A 17,465-nucleotide genomic window follows, 5' to 3' on the forward strand; every position below is an offset into this window, starting at 1 on the left:
GCGTGTCTCTTAAATTGGGTCCGTTTTCGTTTTCATCGCCGGGCGGTGGTTGTGGTTGCGGGAGTGCAGAACTGCCGCGCACAGGACAACGCCCCCGAGGAATGTCATGGCGTACTTGTCATATCGAGTGGCCACACCACGCCACTGTTTGAGCCGCCCGAAGCCACGCTCGACGGTGTTGCGGTGCTTGTACATCGTCGGATCGAAACCCGGTGGACGACCACCGGCGGACCCCTTGTCGGCCCGTCGCTGCTTCTGGTCGCTGCGCTCGGGAATGGTGTGTTTGATCTTGCGGCGACGCAGTTCGGTGCGGGTACTGGGATGGGTGTACGCCTTGTCGGCGAGCAATCGGTAGTCCTGGTCCCCACCGGCAGCTCGGTGGGCATCGAGCAACGGCACCAACTGTGGATTGTCCCCGGCTTGCCCACCGGTCAGCAGCATCGTCACCGGCGAGCACGTCAGGTCGGTCAGTGCATGGATCTTCGTGGTGAATCCTCCGCGAGATCGACCCAGCGCGTGGTCAGCGGGTTCGTCGACGGATTTCTTGTAATTCGACAAGGCCCCCTGTGAGAGTGTCGGCTCGCGCACCGGCCGCATGCTGATGCGCCCGGACGCTGGTCGAGTCGATCGAGAGCACCGCCCCGATATCGCCGTCGAGTTCTTCCGGGTCGAGACCGAACACCTCGGCCACCGCGGCAAGCATCTCGTCGTAGGTGCCATCGAAGGACCATCGGTGGTGGCGTTTCCACACCGTCTGCCACGGACCGAAGTCCTCCGGCAGATCTCGCCACGGACACCCGGTACGGAATCGGTATGCGATGCCCTCCAGAATTCGCCGGTGCTCGGCGAACCGCCGCCCACGTTTTCCCACGTCGGTGGGTATCACTGGCTCGACGATCTCCCAGAACTCGTCACTGATCACTCCCACGCGCGTCATCGAAATATCATCGCTGACAGCACCTCTCAAATTTGGGAGACACGCTCTAGGCCTCTCACAGAGGTTCGAGGACTCGCCGATCGAAGATTGGTCGGCGGTGCTCGATACGAACGTCGCCGGCACGGTCGCTCTGGTGCAGGGGCTCGTGCCCGGTCTCGCGCGCGAGGCCGAGTTGTCCGGGCGCGCCGACGTTCTCACGATCGGCTCGATAAGCGACGAGAATTCCTACGACGGTGCGACGATCTATGGCGTGGCATCGGCGGCACTGAAAGCCTTCGCAACACATCTGCGCCGTGAGCTACGGCCGCAGCGGATCAGGGTCGCCAACATCGCCCCCGGTTACGTGCGCTCGCCGTGGGCCGAGGATCTATCGCTCACCGCTGACGACTACGCACGCCTGGGCCCTGACCTCATCGCCATCGAGGACGTTGCCGAGATCGCCGACTTCGTCCTGCGACAACCCGCGGGCGTAGCCGTGCACGAACTCGTTGTCGTCTCGACCAAACAGGGTTGGGGGTAGCGGGCCGCGACCGGACTGACCCTCGCCCCGGAGTAGCCCGCACTCCGGGGCGAGGGTGTCTCGTCCGCTGCCTCAGCCGCGTACTGCGCTCGCGACGTCGGGGAACGCTGCGGGCACGTAACCGCCGTGCGCCTGCTCCCCTCGGACAAGCTCGCCCGAGCCGGTCTCGGCGGTGCCGAGCACGCCCCACGGGTCCACGATCCGTACGTCGTGGCCGTCGATGTAGAGGCGGCGAATGCCCTCGAGCAGCATGCGTCTGGCGATGTCGTTGGCGCGGTGCACGCGGTCGAGGTCGACGACGACGGGTGTATCGCCCACAGGCTCCTGCGCGAAGCCGCGCAGGACGCGCTCGGCCTCTATGAAGTGGAGGTCGCCCGAGATTTCGTGCACCGCAGCGCTCTCGCGTACCAGTCGGCGGGACACCGAGTGCGCGGACTCCACCGGGGCCATGAGGTGCAGACCCAGGTCGTGGTTCATGCGTTCGAACATGCGCACGCCGCGGGTGCTGTTGCCGTGCGCATCGAGCCGGGGCGAGAACACAGCGATGCCGACTTGGCCTGGCAGCACGCCCATGAGGCCACCGGCAACACCGCTCTTCGCGGGGATACCGACCGAGGTCAGCCAATCGCCCGCGGAGTTGTACATCCCGCACGTCGCCATGACACTCAACACCTGCAGGTTGACGGCGGGGTCGAGTACCTGATCGCCGTCAGGTGTCTTGCCGCCTGCGGCGAGCACCGATGCCATGCGGGCGAGGTCGCGCACCGTCACCGAAACCGAGCATTGCCGGGTGTAACCGCGCACCACGTCGGCGGGGTCGCCTTTGAGTGTTTTGACCGTGCGCAGCATGTACGCAAGCGCCATGTTGCGGTCTGCTTCGGAAAGCTCGGACTCGAAAACGTCCTCTGCGATCGAAAGCCGACGGCCCGCGAGGCGACTGTAGAGATCGAGGATGCGTTCGACGCGCGCATCGGCGTCGTCGCCACTCACGAGCGCGTGGGATGCGATCGCGCCCGCGTTGATCATCGGGTTTCTCGGCCGGCCGGTATCGGGGTCCAGGGAGATTTCGTTGAATGCGTCGCCGGACGGCTCGACATCGATGCGTTCGAGTACTGCGTCGAGGCCCTGGTCGGCAATCGCGAGCGCGTATGTGAACGGCTTCGAGATCGACTGAATCGTGAACTCCGTGTCGGCATCACCCGCCACGTACACCTCGCCGTCGAGCGTGGCAACCGCGACTGCGAGCCGGTCTGGGTCGGCATTCGCAAGCTCAGGGATGTACGAGGCGACCTCGCCCGCGTCCTCGCCGACGGATTCGAGCAACAGGTGAAGGTAATCGATCATAGGCGTCTGCACGTTCACAATTATCCCACAGATCGTAATGGCGGCGGTGCTCGTCGGAGTACAAGCGCGACCTCGCCGGTATCGAAAGATTGGACTATCTGCAAGTCAGGTCCCGACATTGCAGTTGTTGTCAGTCAATGAGTTTCAGCCCCGTCAGGCCCCCGACGCGCACCCCCCCTTGCGCTTGGCGCCACGTCATTCGAGTGAAAAGCAGTCCGTATTTCGGCAGACAACTACACCGCCAACCAAATCCGGACCTACTACTACTGCTGCGGACGTGTTCGCTAGGTTCGACGACGAGGACTATCCGACACCAGCGCACTGCCTACGTCGTCGACGGATGCGAATCGAACTGTGAAGTCGAGGCGGACTTCACTGAGGAGTACATCGACATACCCGCCGTAGAACCCGCAGGCGTGGCGTTTGTTCTCTCGTATGCGCTATTCGGTTCGTTCAGCCGTTGACGTGTCGCCCGAGTCGTCAGGCTCACCAATGGGTTGAAGTGGCTGCCGAGCGGTGTTCGAGTCTGGCTGCGAGTCTCTTACAAAATCCTCGCGAGTCATAGGTTCCGGCCCGTCGATGGTCGGTTCTTCCAGGTCCGACATATCTTGTGGCTCCCGTTCAGGGTGCATGGTTGCCTCCGGTACCTCGGTGTGCTCGATTGCAGGACTGAGACTCGGTGCGGCCGTTTCATCGTCGAAGATGAAGAACAGACCGACGGTGGCGATGGCTGCGGTGGCAACGCCACATACCTGTATCCATCGAACTCTTCTCACGCGAACCCCTCACCGCTGTACGTCTTGGCAACAATAGCCATCGAGTGCCGGCACAGACTGACGTTTGTCAGTCTGTCCTATCCATCGGCCTCGAATTGTTGCAGTCCGTCCCGCAGACAGCCGAGTCGGCGTTCGGGTGAGGTTGTGTGTCAGGCACGCACGAGCAAGCCCGGCGACGCGAGCCACGCCCGACGAACGACCCCACGGACGCCGAGCTTGTCGTACGCCGTGACGGCATTCTTGTGGTGCAGCCGAGCCGCATCGACAGTGAATTCCTCGTCGGGTGCGAAGACCGCCAGATCCGCAACGACACCGACCGCAATACGGCCACGGTCGGTCAAGCCGACCTGATCGGCCGTGTTCGTCGCCATCCATTGCACGACATCGGTGAGGCCGAACCCGCGACGTGACGCCTCGGTCCAGACTGCGGCCAACGACACCTGCAGTGAAGCGATACCGCCCCAGGCGTCGCCGAAGTCGCCGGTGTCGAGCCGCTTGAGATCGACTGTGGAGGGCGAGTGGTCGGAGACGACGGTGTCGATGATGCCGTCGGACAGTCCCTGCCACAGCAGTTCTCGGTTTCCGGCCTCCCGGATCGGCGGGCAGCACTTGAATTGCGTTGCACCCGCGGGGATGTCCTCGGCATCGAAGCACAGGTAGTGCGGGCACGTCTCGGCGGTGACACGGACGCCGTCCCGTCGAGCTGTGGCGATCATGGGAAGTGCATCCGAACTCGACAGGTGAAGAATGTGAACCCGGCAGCCCGTGCGCCGGGACAACTCGATCACCTGGGAAATTGCCATATTCTCCGCGGCGCGCGGACGGGATTCGAGGAACCCTGCGTATGCGGTCCCCGCGGGATGCGGCGAGGAGGAGATCACGCCCGCATCCTCGGCGTGGACGATCATCAACCCGTCGAACGACGCGATCTCGATCAGTGCCTTCTCGAGTTCCGGCAATGACAGCGGCGGGAACTCGTCGACACCGGAGTGCAGCAGAAAGCACTTGAACCCGAACACACCTGCATCGTGTAGCGGACGCAGCTGATCGAGATTTCCGGGCACTGCTCCACCCCAGAAACCGACGTTCACAACGGACTGATCAGCCGCTACCTCTCGCTTGATCTCGAGTGCGTCGACGTCGACGGTCGGCGGAATGCTGTTGAGAGGCATGTCGATGATGGTCGTGATCCCGCCGGCCTCTGCGGCCCGGGTTGCTGAGGCAAAGCCCTCCCATTCGGTGCGGCCCGGTTCGTTGACGTGCACGTGCGTGTCGACGAGTCCGGGGATCAGCACCTCATCCGAGCCGAGTTCGACGACCTCGATGGCTTCGACCACGGCATCGAAAGAACCCAGTTGAACAACTCGTCCAGCGCGCACGCCGACCGTAACGGCGATCTCTCGGCCGTCGACGATCGCGCGCGGCGCTCTGATCAACAGATCGAGAGTGTCCCTCATTGCTTTCCACTCGCGACCAACTGCGAGGCCGACGCCTGCCATGCCTGGTCGACGGTGTCGCGCGCCTCGCCATCGAGCTCTCCGAACAGACGCAGCCGGGATAGGCCGCCGTCGGGATAGACGTCGAGTCGCAAATGGGTATAGGCGTCGAGTCGATCGATCAGGAAGCGATGACGGGTGTCCGGCTGTACCGCCGTGCGGGGAAGAATCTCGGTCCAGGCAGTGTGGTCGGCCTTGTGGCGGCGACGAGAGTCGATGGCGCTGAGCCGAATCCATCCCGGAGCATTGCCCACGTAGTAGCTTGTGTCGACTACCACATGCCGCGGCACTCCGGGGGCTGCGAGCTCGAAGATCGCGAAGTCGTTTCCGCCGTTGCGTCGTCGAGAGTTCTCCCACCCTTCGCCCATGTTGCGCGCGCGACCAGGAAGGATGATGTTCGCGGGGGAGGAATAGAAGGCGTCGGAGCACTCGGTGAGTCGTCCGCCGTTCTCGGCCGCCAGCAGATCGACTGTGCCGGAAAGGAACCGCGGATCCTGCACGACCTGGCCGTGTACGCGGAACCGGGCTACCCCGCCGTCGGGATAGATCGACAACCGGACGTGCGTCCATCGGTGGCGGTCCTCGACTGCATAGCGATTGGCGGTGTCGCCCTCGGCCGGTGCCTTGATGACGATGGTCTGCCAATCGGCCTTCAGTACCTCCTCGATCGACGGATAGCCCTCGATGAACGCAGCTTCCACCGACACGAACGGAGGGTAGTTGCCCTTGAAATAGGCCGTGTCGACGACGACTCCGTGCACGATCCCAGGCGCACCGAGGCGGACTATGGCCCAGTCATGGCCTCCCTCGTCTCGTCGCCTGCGTGTTTCCCACCCGTCGTAAACCTTGCCCTTGTGCCCGAATTCGTTCGGATCGAAGAAGGGCGCCTCGGGTCTGATCAAATTCTCGCGTTGCGCGAACAGCTCGTCGTTGGCTGCGGAGACACTGCCGCCGAGCGCGCGCGAGGCGAGGTCGGTCAGCAGGGTGAAGTCGGTGGTACTCATGAAACTCCCTCGGATGTACGGATGGTGGATCTGATAGCGGGGGACATGGCGATGAATTCCCCGATGCGACGCAGCAGATCCGCCGCGTCACGCATGGATGTATCGGTGTCGGGTTCGAGATCGGTCAACGTGTAGGAATCGACGACGCCGTATTCGCGCAGCGTGTCGGTTCCGACGGTTCGCCGTCCCGACACGGTGACGACCGGCACGCCTGCGCTGCGCGCCGCCAGTGCTACCCCGATCGGTGCCTTGCCGTGCAGCGACTGCTCGTCGAGCGAACCTTCGCCCGTCACGACGAGATCTGCAGTTGCCAGGCGACGATGGAACTCGATCAGATCGAGGACGGTCCCGATACCGGGGCGGACGTCGGCTCCCAACACCGCAAGCGCACCGAACGCGGCGCCGCCGCCGGCGCCTGCTCCGGCCACACCGCTGAGATCCCGGCCGATCGCTGATCGCACGACATGCGCCCACTGCTTCATCGCATGATCGAGATACAGCAGATCCTGCGGTCCTGCGCCTTTTTGCGGACCGTACACAGCGCTCGCACCGGTGGGGCCCAGCAGTGGATTGTCGACGTCACGCGCGAGTTGAATGCGAGCACCGTGAAGTGTCGGATGCAGCCCTGACAGGTCGAGTCGTGTGGCGCCACGCAGCGCACCTCCGCCTCGTGCAACGTCGTTGCCGTTGGCGCCCCGGATCCGCGCTCCCAACGCCTGAAGCATGCCGGCACCTCCGTCGGTGGACGCACTCCCGCCGAGGCCGAGGACGATGTGATCGGCGCCGGCGCTCAACGCATGTGCCATCACGGTTCCGAGTCCGAACGTGCTTGCACCGAGCGGATCAAGGGAGTCCACGAGCTCGAGGCCGACAGCAGAGGCCAGTTCGACGACCGCGGAGGTACCTCGACGTGCATACGACGTCTCCACCGGCAGCCCCGTCGGACCGAGGCAGGACACCTCTACAGATTCCCAACCGGCGGAGACCGCGGCGGCGACGGTACCGTCACCGCCGTCCGCGACAGGAAGGGACACGATGCCCAGAGACGGATCCGCCGACAACATGCCGTCTCGGAGGGCATCGGCCACCTGCAGCGCCGTCAGCGATCCTTTGAACTTGTCCGGTGCAAGCAGAATTCGTGTCATCTCTAATCCAGCAACAGCAGAGCGGTAGGTGCGTCGGCCGACGTTGCGGCCAGTTCCTCGAATTCGCCGACATTGTCGATCTCGGTGCCCATGGAGATGTTCGTGACACGTTCGAGGATGACCTCGACGATGACCGGCACCTTGTGCTCGGACGCCAACGTGCGGGCTCGCACGAGCGCCTCGCCGATCAGCTCGGGCTCGGTGACGCGAAGTGCTTTGCAGCCCAACCCTTCTGCGACCCGAACGTGGTCGACGCCGTATCCCTTGGGGATCTCGGGCTGCGTGTCCTGTGATTCCTGCGTGTTGATGTTGTCGAAACCGAGTTGCACGCAGAAGTCCATGTCGAACGCGCGCTGCGCCTGACGAATCAGTCCCAGGTAGGAATTGTTCACGACCACATGCACGTAGGGAAGGTTGAACTGTGCGCCGACGGCAAGTTCCTCGATCATGAACTGGAAGTCGTAATCACCCGAGAGGGCAACTACATCCGCGGACGGGTCGGCCGCGACGGCGCCGAGTGCAGCGGGAATGGTCCATCCCAACGGTCCGGCCTGACCGCAGTTGATCCAATTCCGGGGTGAGAAGACGTGCAGGAACTGCCCGCCCGCGATCTGCGAGAGTCCGATAGTGCTGATGTACCGAGTGTCGCGACCGAAGACCTTGTTCATCTCCTCGTAGACCCGCTGAGGTTTGATGGGCACGTTGTCGAAGTGCGTACGCCGGTGCATCGTGCGCTTGCGGGTGGCACACTCGTCGACCCAGCCGGTGAGGTTGCGCAGTGTGCCGGCGGCTGCGCGTTCCTTGGCGACGGCGACGAATTGCTCCAGCGCAGCCTTGGCGTCGGAAATGATTCCGTAGTCGGGAGCGAACACCCTGCCGATCTGCGTCGGCTCGATGTCGACGTGGATGAACGTGCGGCCCTTCCGATAGGTGTCGAGGCCGCCGGTGTGCCGGTTGGCCCAGCGGTTGCCGATGCCCAACACGAAGTCCGACGCCAACATCGTGGCATTTCCGTAGCGATGTGCGGTCTGTAGTCCGACCATGCCTGCGGCCAGACGGTGGTCGTCGGGAATGGTTCCCCAGCCCATGAGCGTCGGGATGACGGGAACGTCGAGAATCTCGGCAAGTTCGACGAGCAATTCGGACGCATCGGCGTTGATGATTCCGCCACCGGCCACGATCAACGGTCGCTCGGACGCAACCAGCATGTCGATCGCCTTCTCGGCCTGCGCGCGCGAACAGAGCGGCTTGTGCACGGGCAGCGACTGGTAGGTATCGGGATCGAACTCGATCTCGGCGAGCTGCACGTCGATGGGCAGGTCGATGAGAACCGGGCCGGGGCGTCCGGAGCGCATGAGGTGAAATGCCTGAGCGAAGGCGCCGGGGACCTGCGCGGGTTCGAGAACGGTCATCGCCATCTTCGTGACAGGTCCGGCGATGGCAGCGATGTCGACGGCCTGGAAGTCCTCCTTGTGCAGGCGGGCGACAGGGGCCTGGCCGGTGATGGCAAGGATCGGGATCGAGTCCGCCTTGGCCGAATACAAACCGGTGATCATGTCGGTTCCGGCGGGGCCGGAGGTTCCGATGCAGATACCGATGTTGCCTGCGGCCGCGCGGGTGAATCCCTCGGCCATGTGCGAGGCACCCTCGACGTGGCGTGCGAGGACGTGCCGGATTCCGCCGTGGTTGCGCATCGCGGAATAGAAGGGGTTGATGGCGGCACCGGGCAGTCCGAACGCCGTCGTTGCGCCTTCGAGCTCGAGTATCTTGACGGCGGCGTCGACCGCGCGCATCTTCGCCATGTCAGTTCTCCTTGCCGGAAAGGCGTGCGACCCCGCGGTACAGAGCCGAATGATCCAGTGAGCCATCACCGTTCGCGCGGGCCGAGGCCATCAGCTGGGCAAGGGCTGCGCCCATCGGGATGACCACGCCGGCTTCGCGTGCAGCAGAGGTGACGATGCCGAGGTCCTTGTGATGCAGGTCGATTCGGAAACCGGGGTCGAAATTGCGGTCGAGGATCTTCTGCGCCTTCTGGTTCAGCACAGCCGATCCGGCGAGACCGCCGCCGAGCACCTCGACCGATGCGGCCAGGTCGACTCCGTACGCTTCGAGGAACGCGATGGCCTCCGCGAGGACCTGAATGTTGCCGGCGACGATGAGCTGGTTGGCTGCTTTGACCGTCTGCCCCGACCCGTTGGGTCCGACGTGGACGACGGTCTTGCCGACGACGTCGAGAATCGGCTTGGCCGAGGCGAAGTCCTCGGTGCTGCCGCCGACCATGATGGACAGGGCGGCGTTCTCGGCGCCTGCCTGACCACCCGAGACGGGTGCGTCGATCAGACGGAAGCCGCGGGTCGCGGCCTCTTCGGCGAGAGTGGCCGTCACATCGGGGCGAATGCTCGAGAAGTCGATGACGAGAGCGCCGCGACGAGCATTCTCGAACACGCCGTCCTTCCCGGTGAGGACGTCCTGCACGTCGGGGGAGTCGGGAACCATGATCGCGACGACGTCGGCGTCGGCGACTGCTTTGGCGATCGAGTCAGCAGCGACACCGCCTGCTTCGACGAGCGGCCCGGTGCGATCGGGTGTGAGGTTGTAGCCGACGACCTGGTGGCCGGCGTTGGCGAGGTGCACGGACATGGGACTGCCCATGATTCCTAGACCGATGAATGCGATGGTGCTCATGAGTGTCCTTACGTCGTGGTGGTGCGGGCGAGCCCCGGAGTGGAGCCTGCGGAACGATCTGACTGGATCCAGGAGAACGTGTTCGGGCGGGTGGCCTTGTATTCGAGGCTGATGTAGCCGTCGTAGCCGTTGTCGGCAAGTTGCTTCAGGTGCGAGTCGAGATCGAGCGTGCCGGTTCCCGGCTCCCCGCGACCGGGGGAGTCGGCGATCTGCACGTGCCCGATGAGATCGCGATATTCGTCGAGAACGGCCTTGACGTCGTCCCCGTTGACGGCCAAGTGGTAAAGATCGGCGAGCAGCCGAAGATTGTGCACGTCGTGCTCGCGTGCGACACGGCGGATGGTCGCGACAGCTCCGGCAGCATGCTTCAACGGGTACAAAGGCGCGCCACTGACAGGCTCGACCAGCACGACAGCGTCGATACTTGCCACAGCAGTTCCGGCCGCTGCGAGGTTCTCGATGGCGACCCGGTCTTGCTCGAGCGGGTCGTGCTCGTCGATTCGATTGCCGTACAGGGCATTGAAAGCTTTCGTTCCCAACGCTTCGCCGATTCCGACGACGATATCGATGTTGTCGCGGAACGTCTGGACCTGGGCAGGATCGGACAGAATGCCTCGATCGCCCGCCGGCATGTTGCCGGCTGCGAAGTTCAGGCCGGTGAGTTGGACACCTGCGTCGCGGACGGCGGTGATGAACTTCGCGACTTCGGCATCGGCGGGCACGGGGGAATCGAACGGCCACCAGAACTCGACGGAATCGAAACCTGCGTTCTTGGCGAGCTGCGGTCGTTCCAGGAGCGGGGTGTCGGTGAACAGAATGGAGCAGTTGACGGTGTACGAATTGTGCTGCATACGATCTCCTTTCGGGTCCTTTCAGGTCTACGGTGTCGGAAGCCCGCGGTAGCGACGCCAACTCCCGGTATGGGTGATGTCGGTGAGTTCGTCGGGTTGTGCCGCAAGGACACCCGGCCTCAGTCCCACACCGAGTACCGAGCGGCCGTCGTCGAGGGCAACGACGGTGAGTTCGAGCTCCGGTGGTTCGTCCGGCAGAAACGCTGTCCTGATGTCGTCCAGAGGGATGTCGTATAGCTCGCCTTCGATGGCCGCGCCGGCCGTCTTGTCGAGAAGCAGCGCGGGAAACTCGTCGCGCACCGAAAAGAAGCGGTAGCTGGGCGTAGTGCGGACAGTGCCGACGAACGGGTGGGAGGACACGTTGTGGTGGAGGCTCCCTCCGCGCATCGCTCCGCCGTTGCAGAACAGCTCGGTCATGAAGATAGCTCCTCTCGGTTGGACGATCGAGGTTTCAAAATCCGTATTGCGGAATATTAATTCCACGAATGAACCAAGTGTGACGTGACGCACTTGGTCCTGTCAACCTTGGGTTGCTGATCAAGATCGATTCCGCAATGCGAAATCTTCTGCGTATGAACCCAAATGGTGAAACCTATACCTCCTGTCGATTGCCTATTGACAGCGCGTGTGACGGCTGTCACGCTCAATATATGGAATTGATGTTTCGCAATACGGAATTTGAGCTCGAGGGGTGCTCAGATCGCTTCAACGCGATGTCCGACACGGATATGCACCGCGCATTGCAGCTCTGCCTCGACGTACCTCGGTGGATTTCGGCAATGGCGCTTGCACGTCCGTATCTGAACGACGACGCTCTCGTATCCGCGGTCTTCACGGCGGCCGATCCGCTCACCGAGGACGAGATTTCGGGCGCCTTGCAGGTCCATCCCCGGATCGGTGAACGCCCGGACGGGGACGGCGGGCACGCCGTGCAGGCACGCGGGGAGCAGGCGGGTGTCGATATCACCCAAGAGGACGTTCGGAGGCGGCTACGGGACGGCAACCTCGAGTACGAACGCCGCTTCGGCAGGGTCTTTCTCATTCGAGCTGCCGGACGCGATGGTTCGGAGATCCTGGCTGCCCTCGAACAGCGGCTCGACAACGACCCCGGCACCGAGTTACGCGTCGTAGAACGTGAGTTGCGGGAGATCGCGGCGCTTCGGCTCGTGCGAGGGCTTGCAGATGTCTGACCGCAGCCTCATCAGCACGCACGTGCTGGATGCGTCGACTGGTGCACCAGCACAAGGGATTTCGGTGATCCTCGGCGCCGACAGTGAGCTAGGATCGGGTGTGACGGACTTCCAGGGTCGGATCTCCGATCTAGGGCCCGCGTCATTGCCTCCCGGCCGCTACCGTCTCACCTTCGAGACCGGCCGCTACTTCGCCGACCGAGACATCGAAACCTTCTATCCCGCAGTAGATATCGTGTTCGAGGTCCTTGCCGACGCCTCCCACTACCACGTTCCACTTCTTCTCAGCCCGTTTGCCTTCACCACCTATCGAGGGAGCTAGAGCGTGTCTCTTAAATTGGGTCCGTTTTCGTTTTCATCGCCGGGCGGTGGTTGTGGTTGCGGGAGTGCAGAACTGCCGCGCACAGGACAACGCCCCCGAGGAATGTCATGGCGTACTTGTCATATCGAGTGGCCACACCACGCCACTGTTTGAGCCGCCCGAAGCCACGCTCGACGGTGTTGCGGTGCTTGTACATCGTCGGATCGAAACCCGGTGGACGACCACCGGCGGACCCCTTGTCGGCCCGTCGCTGCTTCTGGTCGCTGCGCTCGGGAATGGTGTGTTTGATCTTGCGGCGACGCAGTTCGGTGCGGGTACTGGGATGGGTGTACGCCTTGTCGGCGAGCAATCGGTAGTCCTGGTCCCCACCGGCAGCTCGGTGGGCATCGAGCAACGGCACCAACTGTGGATTGTCCCCGGCTTGCCCACCGGTCAGCAGCATCGTCACCGGCGAGCACGTCAGGTCGGTCAGTGCATGGATCTTCGTGGTGAATCCTCCGCGAGATCGACCCAACGCGTGGTCAGCGGGTTCGTCGACGGATTTCTTGTAATTCGACAAGGCCCCCTGTGAGAGTGTCGGCTCGCGCACCGGCCGCATGCTGATGCGCCCGGACGCTGGTCGAGTCGATCGAGAGCACCGCCCCGATATCGCCGTCGAGTTCTTCCGGGTCGAGACCGAACACCTCGGCCACCGCGGCAAGCATCTCGTCGTAGGTGCCATCGAAGGACCATCGGTGGTGGCGTTTCCACACCGTCTGCCACGGACCGAAGTCCTCCGGCAGATCTCGCCACGGACACCCGGTACGGAATCGGTATGCGATGCCCTCCAGAATTCGCCGGTGCTCGGCGAACCGCCGCCCACGTTTTCCCACGTCGGTGGGTATCACTGGCTCGACGATCTCCCAGAACTCGTCACTGATCACTCCCACGCGCGTCATCGAAATATCATCGCTGACAGCACCTCTCAAATTTGGGAGACACGCTCTAGACATGAGCATCGTGCTCGGAGCAAACCAGTACGGAAAAGCAGAATGCCGACTCGTACGCATCGACCGGGACACCCCGCGCCACCGCATCACCGACGTCAGTGTCACTTCGCAGCTGCGTGGCGACCTCGATGCCGTGCACACGGTCGGCGACAACAGCCATGTCGTCGCCACCGATACACAGAAGAACACCGTCTATGCATTTGCACGCGATGGCATCGGCGCCATCGAGGACTTCGCGATGCGGCTAGAGCGTGTCTCCCAAATTTGAGAGGTGCTGTCAGCGATGATATTTCGATGACGCGCGTGGGAGTGATCAGTGACGAGTTCTGGGAGATCGTCGAGCCAGTGATACCCACCGACGTGGGAAAACGTGGGCGGCGGTTCGCCGAGCACCGGCGAATTCTGGAGGGCATCGCATACCGATTCCGTACCGGGTGTCCGTGGCGAGATCTGCCGGAGGACTTCGGTCCGTGGCAGACGGTGTGGAAACGCCACCACCGATGGTCCTTCGATGGCACCTACGACGAGATGCTTGCCGCGGTGGCCGAGGTGTTCGGTCTCGACCCGGAAGAACTCGACGGCGATATCGGGGCGGTGCTCTCGATCGACTCGACCAGCGTCCGGGCGCATCAGCATGCGGCCGGTGCGCGAGCCGACACTCTCACAGGGGGCCTTGTCGAATTACAAGAAATCCGTCGACGAACCCGCTGACCACGCGTTGGGTCGATCTCGCGGAGGATTCACCACGAAGATCCATGCACTGACCGACCTGACGTGCTCGCCGGTGACGATGCTGCTGACCGGTGGGCAAGCCGGGGACAATCCACAGTTGGTGCCGTTGCTCGATGCCCACCGAGCTGCCGGTGGGGACCAGGACTACCGATTGCTCGCCGACAAGGCGTACACCCATCCCAGTACCCGCACCGAACTGCGTCGCCGCAAGATCAAACACACCATTCCCGAGCGCAGCGACCAGAAGCAGCGACGGGCCGACAAGGGGTCCGCCGGTGGTCGTCCACCGGGTTTCGATCCGACGATGTACAAGCACCGCAACACCGTCGAGCGTGGCTTCGGGCGGCTCAAACAGTGGCGTGGTGTGGCCACTCGATATGACAAGTACGCCATGACATTCCTCGGGGGCGTTGTCCTGTGCGCGGCAGTTCTGCACTCCCGCAACCACAACCACCGCCCGGCGATGAAAACGAAAACGGACCCAATTTAAGAGACACGCTCTAGGCGCACACTTCACCGGCAGTTTCGACTGGATCGACGGTGGCCGGTGGGAGATCGAGCAGTACAGCTGGTCTCGTATCCCGTCGGGCACCGACGGATACGACCACTCGTTCGTCAAAGCCAGCGACGAGAAGCGCAACACCATCGTGACCATCGACGGTGACACGACCACGGTCATCTCGGGTATCACCGATCTCGTGGTGTTGAATTCGACGGCGTCGGAGTTCTGGGGTTACCCCAAGGACCGGTACACGACCTTGCAAGAGACCACGGATCGCATTCTGGCGACCTCGGTCAGTGCTCGTTGGCGGTACCTGTCGACGGACCTGGACTTCGACAAGACATTCGATGACGTCCGCGCGATCATGCTCGACGCCTTCGCGTCGACCCACTCGTTGGCTTTGCAGCAGAGTCTGTTCCGGATGGGAACCAAGGTGCTCGAAGCGCACCCCGAGATCGGTGAGATCAAGTTCTCGATGCCGAACATTCATCACTTCCTCGTGGACCTGGAACCGTTCGGACTGGACAACCCAGGCGAGGTGTTCTACGTCGCCGATCGCCCGTACGGATTGATCGAAGCCACTGTCGAGAGGGACGACGTTCCGGGCGCCGGCCGCGTCTGGGATACCGTTCCCGGATTCTGCTAGGAGCGCGCCGTGAAGCTGACGAAGCGCGCAAGCTCGCATCATGACCCCGCCCGTCCCGAGGACGAGCGGTTGTCGATCGGAAGGTCGTACGTCTATGGACTGCAACATATCCTGACGATGTACGGCGGCGTGATCGCACCACCACTGATCGTCGGCGGTGCGGCAGGCCTGACTGGAACCGAGATTGCCATCCTGGTCTCCGCAGCCCTGTTCGTCAGCGGAGCGGCAACGATGCTCCAAACTCTAGGACTACCCTACGTCGGTGCCAAACTGCCGCTTGTGCAGGGAATTTCGTTCGCCTCGGTGTCGACGATGGTCGCCATCGCCAGTGGCCCGGGTGGGCTGAACTCGGTCTTCGGCGCCATCATCGCCGCAGGCGCGATCGGTATTCTGATCACCCCGTTCTTCAGCAAAATCGTTCGGTTCTTTCCCCCTGTCGTCACCGGGACGATCATCACGGTCATCGGCATCTCCCTTCTTCCTGTCGCCGTGCGGTGGGCGATGGGCGGGGATCAGGAAGCGACGGACTGGGGGTCGATGTCGAACATCGGGCTCGCCGGGTTCAGTCTCGGCGTCGTATTGCTGGTCAGTCGGCTCGTGCAAGGCACACTCTCACGCCTGTCGATTCTGATCGGCATCGTCGCGGGGACCGTGTTCGCGTTCACGATCGGCAAGGCCGACTTCTCCGATGTCGGTGACGGCAGCGTTTTCGCCATTCCCGAGCCGTTCGCATTCGGCGCGCCCGTCTTTCAGATCGGCGCGATCGTCTCCATGGTCGTCGTCATCCTCGTGATCATGACCGAGACGACCGCCGACATCCTCGCGGTCGGTGAGATCGTCGGCACCGAGGTCGACGCCAAACGTGTGGGCGACGGGCTGCGTGCCGACATGATCGCCACGACTGTCGCTCCCGTCTTCGGAACCTTCCCAGCCAGCGCGTTCGCGCAGAACGTAGGTCTCGTCGCAGTCACCGGCATCAAGAGTCGTTACGTCGTGGCAGCGGGTGGATCGGTGCTGCTGTTCCTCGGGCTGTTCCCGATCTTGGGTCGGGTCGTGGCGGCAGTACCACTGCCGGTGCTCGGCGGAGCGGGCATCGTCTTGTTCGGATCGGTGGCGGCCAGCGGCATCAGGACGCTGTCGAAGGTGAGCTTCGATGGGAACCTGAACCTGGTGATCGTCGCTGTCGCAATCGGATTCGGCGTGATTCCGATTGCCGTGCCGGGCTTCTACGCGGCGTTTCCCGAGTGGGTGCACGTGATCTTCGATTCCGGTATCAGCGCGGCCAGTATCGTGGCGGTGTTGCTCAACATCTTCTTCAATGTCTTCACGCGAGGGCAGAAAACGTCCCCGTCCGTGGTGACCGCTGCACCCCCCGTCGCCACCAAGCATCACTCGGGCTGACCGGAACTGCACACTATCGTCCGGAATCGGCGAAAAGCCGTCGATTCCGGACGATAGTGTGCAGCCAGGCGCTCTCTCATGCCAGCGAAGACGACGAATCTTCCGCTTGGTGGAATAGTGTGAATAGAACTAGACAGTGAGAGGTGGCCAGTGGCAGCGAGCGGCGGCGTGCAATCGGTCGAGCGGGCTTTCGAATTGCTCGACATCATGGCGTCCTCGGGCGGCTCGATCGGAATCAGTGAGCTCGCGGACGCGGCCGATCTGCCCATGCCGACCGTGCACCGATTGATCGGAACTCTGGTGTCGCTCGGATACGTGCGCAGGCTGGCCACTCGACGGTATGCGCTGGGAACGAAACTGATCGGCCTCGGCGACAGTGCCACCAAACTGATCGGCGGGTGGGCGAAACCGTATCTTGCAGAATTGGTTCGGCAGACCCACGAGACGTCGAACATGGCGTTCCTCGAGGACGACATGGCCGTGTACGTTGCCCAGGTTCCCTCCGAGCACGCCATGCGGATGTTCAACGAGGTGGGTCAGCGTGTCCTGCCGCATTCGACCGGCGTCGGCAAGGCTCTGCTGGCGCAACTGGACGACGACGAAGTGCGCGCTCTGGTGTCGCGGACCGGAATGACGCCACGGACCGTCAACACGCTGAGCACGCTCGATGCGCTCCTGGCCGATCTCGAACTGGTTCGCACTCGTGGGTATGCCATCGACGACGGAGAACAGGAAATCGGCGTTCGGTGTTTCGCGGTGCCAGTGGTCGGCGCACCCACCCTGACTGCCATGTCCATTGCAGGCCCCACCGCACGGGTGACTCTCGAATCCGCCGAACAGTTCGTGCCGCTACTTCTCTCCGCTGCAGAACGGCTGTCGAAGGACCTTTCCAGCGATTTACAGCCCAGATGATTCCTCCGTGGTT

13 protein-coding genes and 5 pseudogenes are annotated in these 17,465 nt (G+C 63.1%); 8 read left to right on the forward strand and 10 right to left on the reverse strand.

All coding sequences use genetic code 11. The features are described 5' to 3' along the window. Nucleotides 1-9 precede the first annotated feature (9 nt). Nucleotides 10-937, reverse strand: a pseudogene (locus tag WDS16_RS05310) (IS5 family transposase). Here WDS16_RS05310 and WDS16_RS05315 point away from each other — a divergent pair. Next, nucleotides 819-1,457 (forward strand): SDR family oxidoreductase, encoded by a 639-nt coding sequence (locus tag WDS16_RS05315; RefSeq protein WP_338891058.1) that lies wholly within the window; start codon nucleotides 819-821, stop codon nucleotides 1,455-1,457. The pseudogene WDS16_RS05310 and the gene WDS16_RS05315 overlap by 119 nt on opposite strands. Before the next feature lie 72 nt (nucleotides 1,458-1,529). On the opposite strand, the gene WDS16_RS05320 is transcribed toward WDS16_RS05315, so the two are convergent. From WDS16_RS05320 to WDS16_RS05355, 8 genes are all read right to left on the reverse strand, one after another. Next, nucleotides 1,530-2,801: a glutaminase gene (locus WDS16_RS05320; RefSeq protein ID WP_338891059.1), complete on the reverse strand. Its 1,272-nt coding sequence runs from the start codon at nucleotides 2,799-2,801 to the stop codon at nucleotides 1,530-1,532. Between the two features lie 925 nt (nucleotides 2,802-3,726). Next, complete coding sequence (gene allB / locus WDS16_RS05325; protein WP_338891061.1) at nucleotides 3,727-5,034, reverse strand: allantoinase AllB; 1,308 nt, start codon at nucleotides 5,032-5,034, stop codon at nucleotides 3,727-3,729. Beyond that, complete coding sequence (gene alc / locus WDS16_RS05330) at nucleotides 5,031-6,077, reverse strand: allantoicase (protein WP_338891062.1); 1,047 nt, start codon at nucleotides 6,075-6,077, stop codon at nucleotides 5,031-5,033. Before alc ends, allB begins: the two co-directional genes overlap by 4 nt. Further along, nucleotides 6,074-7,222 carry a glycerate kinase gene (locus WDS16_RS05335; protein WP_338891063.1) on the reverse strand — a complete coding sequence of 383 codons (1,149 nt, stop codon included), beginning with the start codon at nucleotides 7,220-7,222 and terminating at the stop codon, nucleotides 6,074-6,076. The genes alc and WDS16_RS05335 overlap by 4 nt, the downstream gene beginning before the upstream one ends. A 2-nt stretch (nucleotides 7,223-7,224) precedes the next feature. Continuing rightward, nucleotides 7,225-9,024, reverse strand: coding sequence for a glyoxylate carboligase (gene gcl / locus WDS16_RS05340; protein WP_338891065.1), 1,800 nt, complete (start codon nucleotides 9,022-9,024; stop codon nucleotides 7,225-7,227). A 1-nt stretch (nucleotide 9,025) separates the two neighbouring features. Next, complete coding sequence (locus WDS16_RS05345) at nucleotides 9,026-9,907, reverse strand: 2-hydroxy-3-oxopropionate reductase (protein WP_338891067.1); 882 nt, start codon at nucleotides 9,905-9,907, stop codon at nucleotides 9,026-9,028. Between the two features lie 8 nt (nucleotides 9,908-9,915). Further along, on the reverse strand, nucleotides 9,916-10,758 hold the full coding sequence (locus WDS16_RS05350; RefSeq protein WP_338891069.1) for a hydroxypyruvate isomerase family protein: 843 nt from the start codon (nucleotides 10,756-10,758) through the stop codon (nucleotides 9,916-9,918). Between the two features lie 27 nt (nucleotides 10,759-10,785). Then, nucleotides 10,786-11,175 carry an allophanate hydrolase-related protein gene (locus WDS16_RS05355; protein ID WP_338891070.1) on the reverse strand — a complete coding sequence of 130 codons (390 nt, stop codon included), beginning with the start codon at nucleotides 11,173-11,175 and terminating at the stop codon, nucleotides 10,786-10,788. 242 nt (nucleotides 11,176-11,417) lie between these two features. Here WDS16_RS05355 and uraD point away from each other — a divergent pair, with 242 nt between their 5' ends. Continuing rightward, entirely contained in the window at nucleotides 11,418-11,948 is a 531-nt protein-coding gene (gene uraD / locus WDS16_RS05360) for a 2-oxo-4-hydroxy-4-carboxy-5-ureidoimidazoline decarboxylase (protein WP_338893249.1), read from the forward strand. Beyond that, nucleotides 11,941-12,270, forward strand: coding sequence for a hydroxyisourate hydrolase (uraH, locus tag WDS16_RS05365; protein WP_338891071.1), 330 nt, complete (start codon nucleotides 11,941-11,943; stop codon nucleotides 12,268-12,270). Before uraD ends, uraH begins: the two co-directional genes overlap by 8 nt. A gap of 10 nt (nucleotides 12,271-12,280) precedes the next feature. On the opposite strand, the pseudogene WDS16_RS05370 reads toward uraH, so the two are convergent. After that, nucleotides 12,281-13,208, reverse strand: a pseudogene (locus WDS16_RS05370) (IS5 family transposase). A 52-nt stretch (nucleotides 13,209-13,260) separates the two neighbouring features. Between WDS16_RS05370 and WDS16_RS05375 the strand changes: the two are divergent. From WDS16_RS05375 to WDS16_RS05395, 5 genes and pseudogenes are all read left to right on the forward strand, one after another. Beyond that, nucleotides 13,261-13,506, forward strand: a pseudogene (locus WDS16_RS05375) (urate oxidase); the annotation flags it as partial. A 47-nt stretch (nucleotides 13,507-13,553) separates the two neighbouring features. Beyond that, nucleotides 13,554-14,481: pseudogene (locus WDS16_RS05380) on the forward strand (IS5 family transposase). A gap of 16 nt (nucleotides 14,482-14,497) precedes the next feature. After that, a pseudogene (pucL, locus tag WDS16_RS05385) lies at nucleotides 14,498-15,139 on the forward strand (factor-independent urate hydroxylase); the annotation flags it as partial. Between the two features lie 9 nt (nucleotides 15,140-15,148). Next, nucleotides 15,149-16,540, forward strand: a complete 1,392-nt coding sequence (locus WDS16_RS05390) for a nucleobase:cation symporter-2 family protein (RefSeq protein ID WP_422395758.1) — start codon at nucleotides 15,149-15,151, stop codon at nucleotides 16,538-16,540. Nucleotides 16,541-16,690: 150 nt separating this feature from the next. Beyond that, nucleotides 16,691-17,452 (forward strand): IclR family transcriptional regulator, encoded by a 762-nt coding sequence (locus WDS16_RS05395; RefSeq protein ID WP_338891072.1) that lies wholly within the window; start codon nucleotides 16,691-16,693, stop codon nucleotides 17,450-17,452. Nucleotides 17,453-17,465: the final 13 nt, after the last annotated feature.

The sequence above is a fragment of the Rhodococcus sovatensis genome (assembly GCF_037327425.1).
GTDB classification, from domain to species: Bacteria; Actinomycetota; Actinomycetes; order Mycobacteriales; family Mycobacteriaceae; genus Rhodococcoides; species Rhodococcoides sovatense.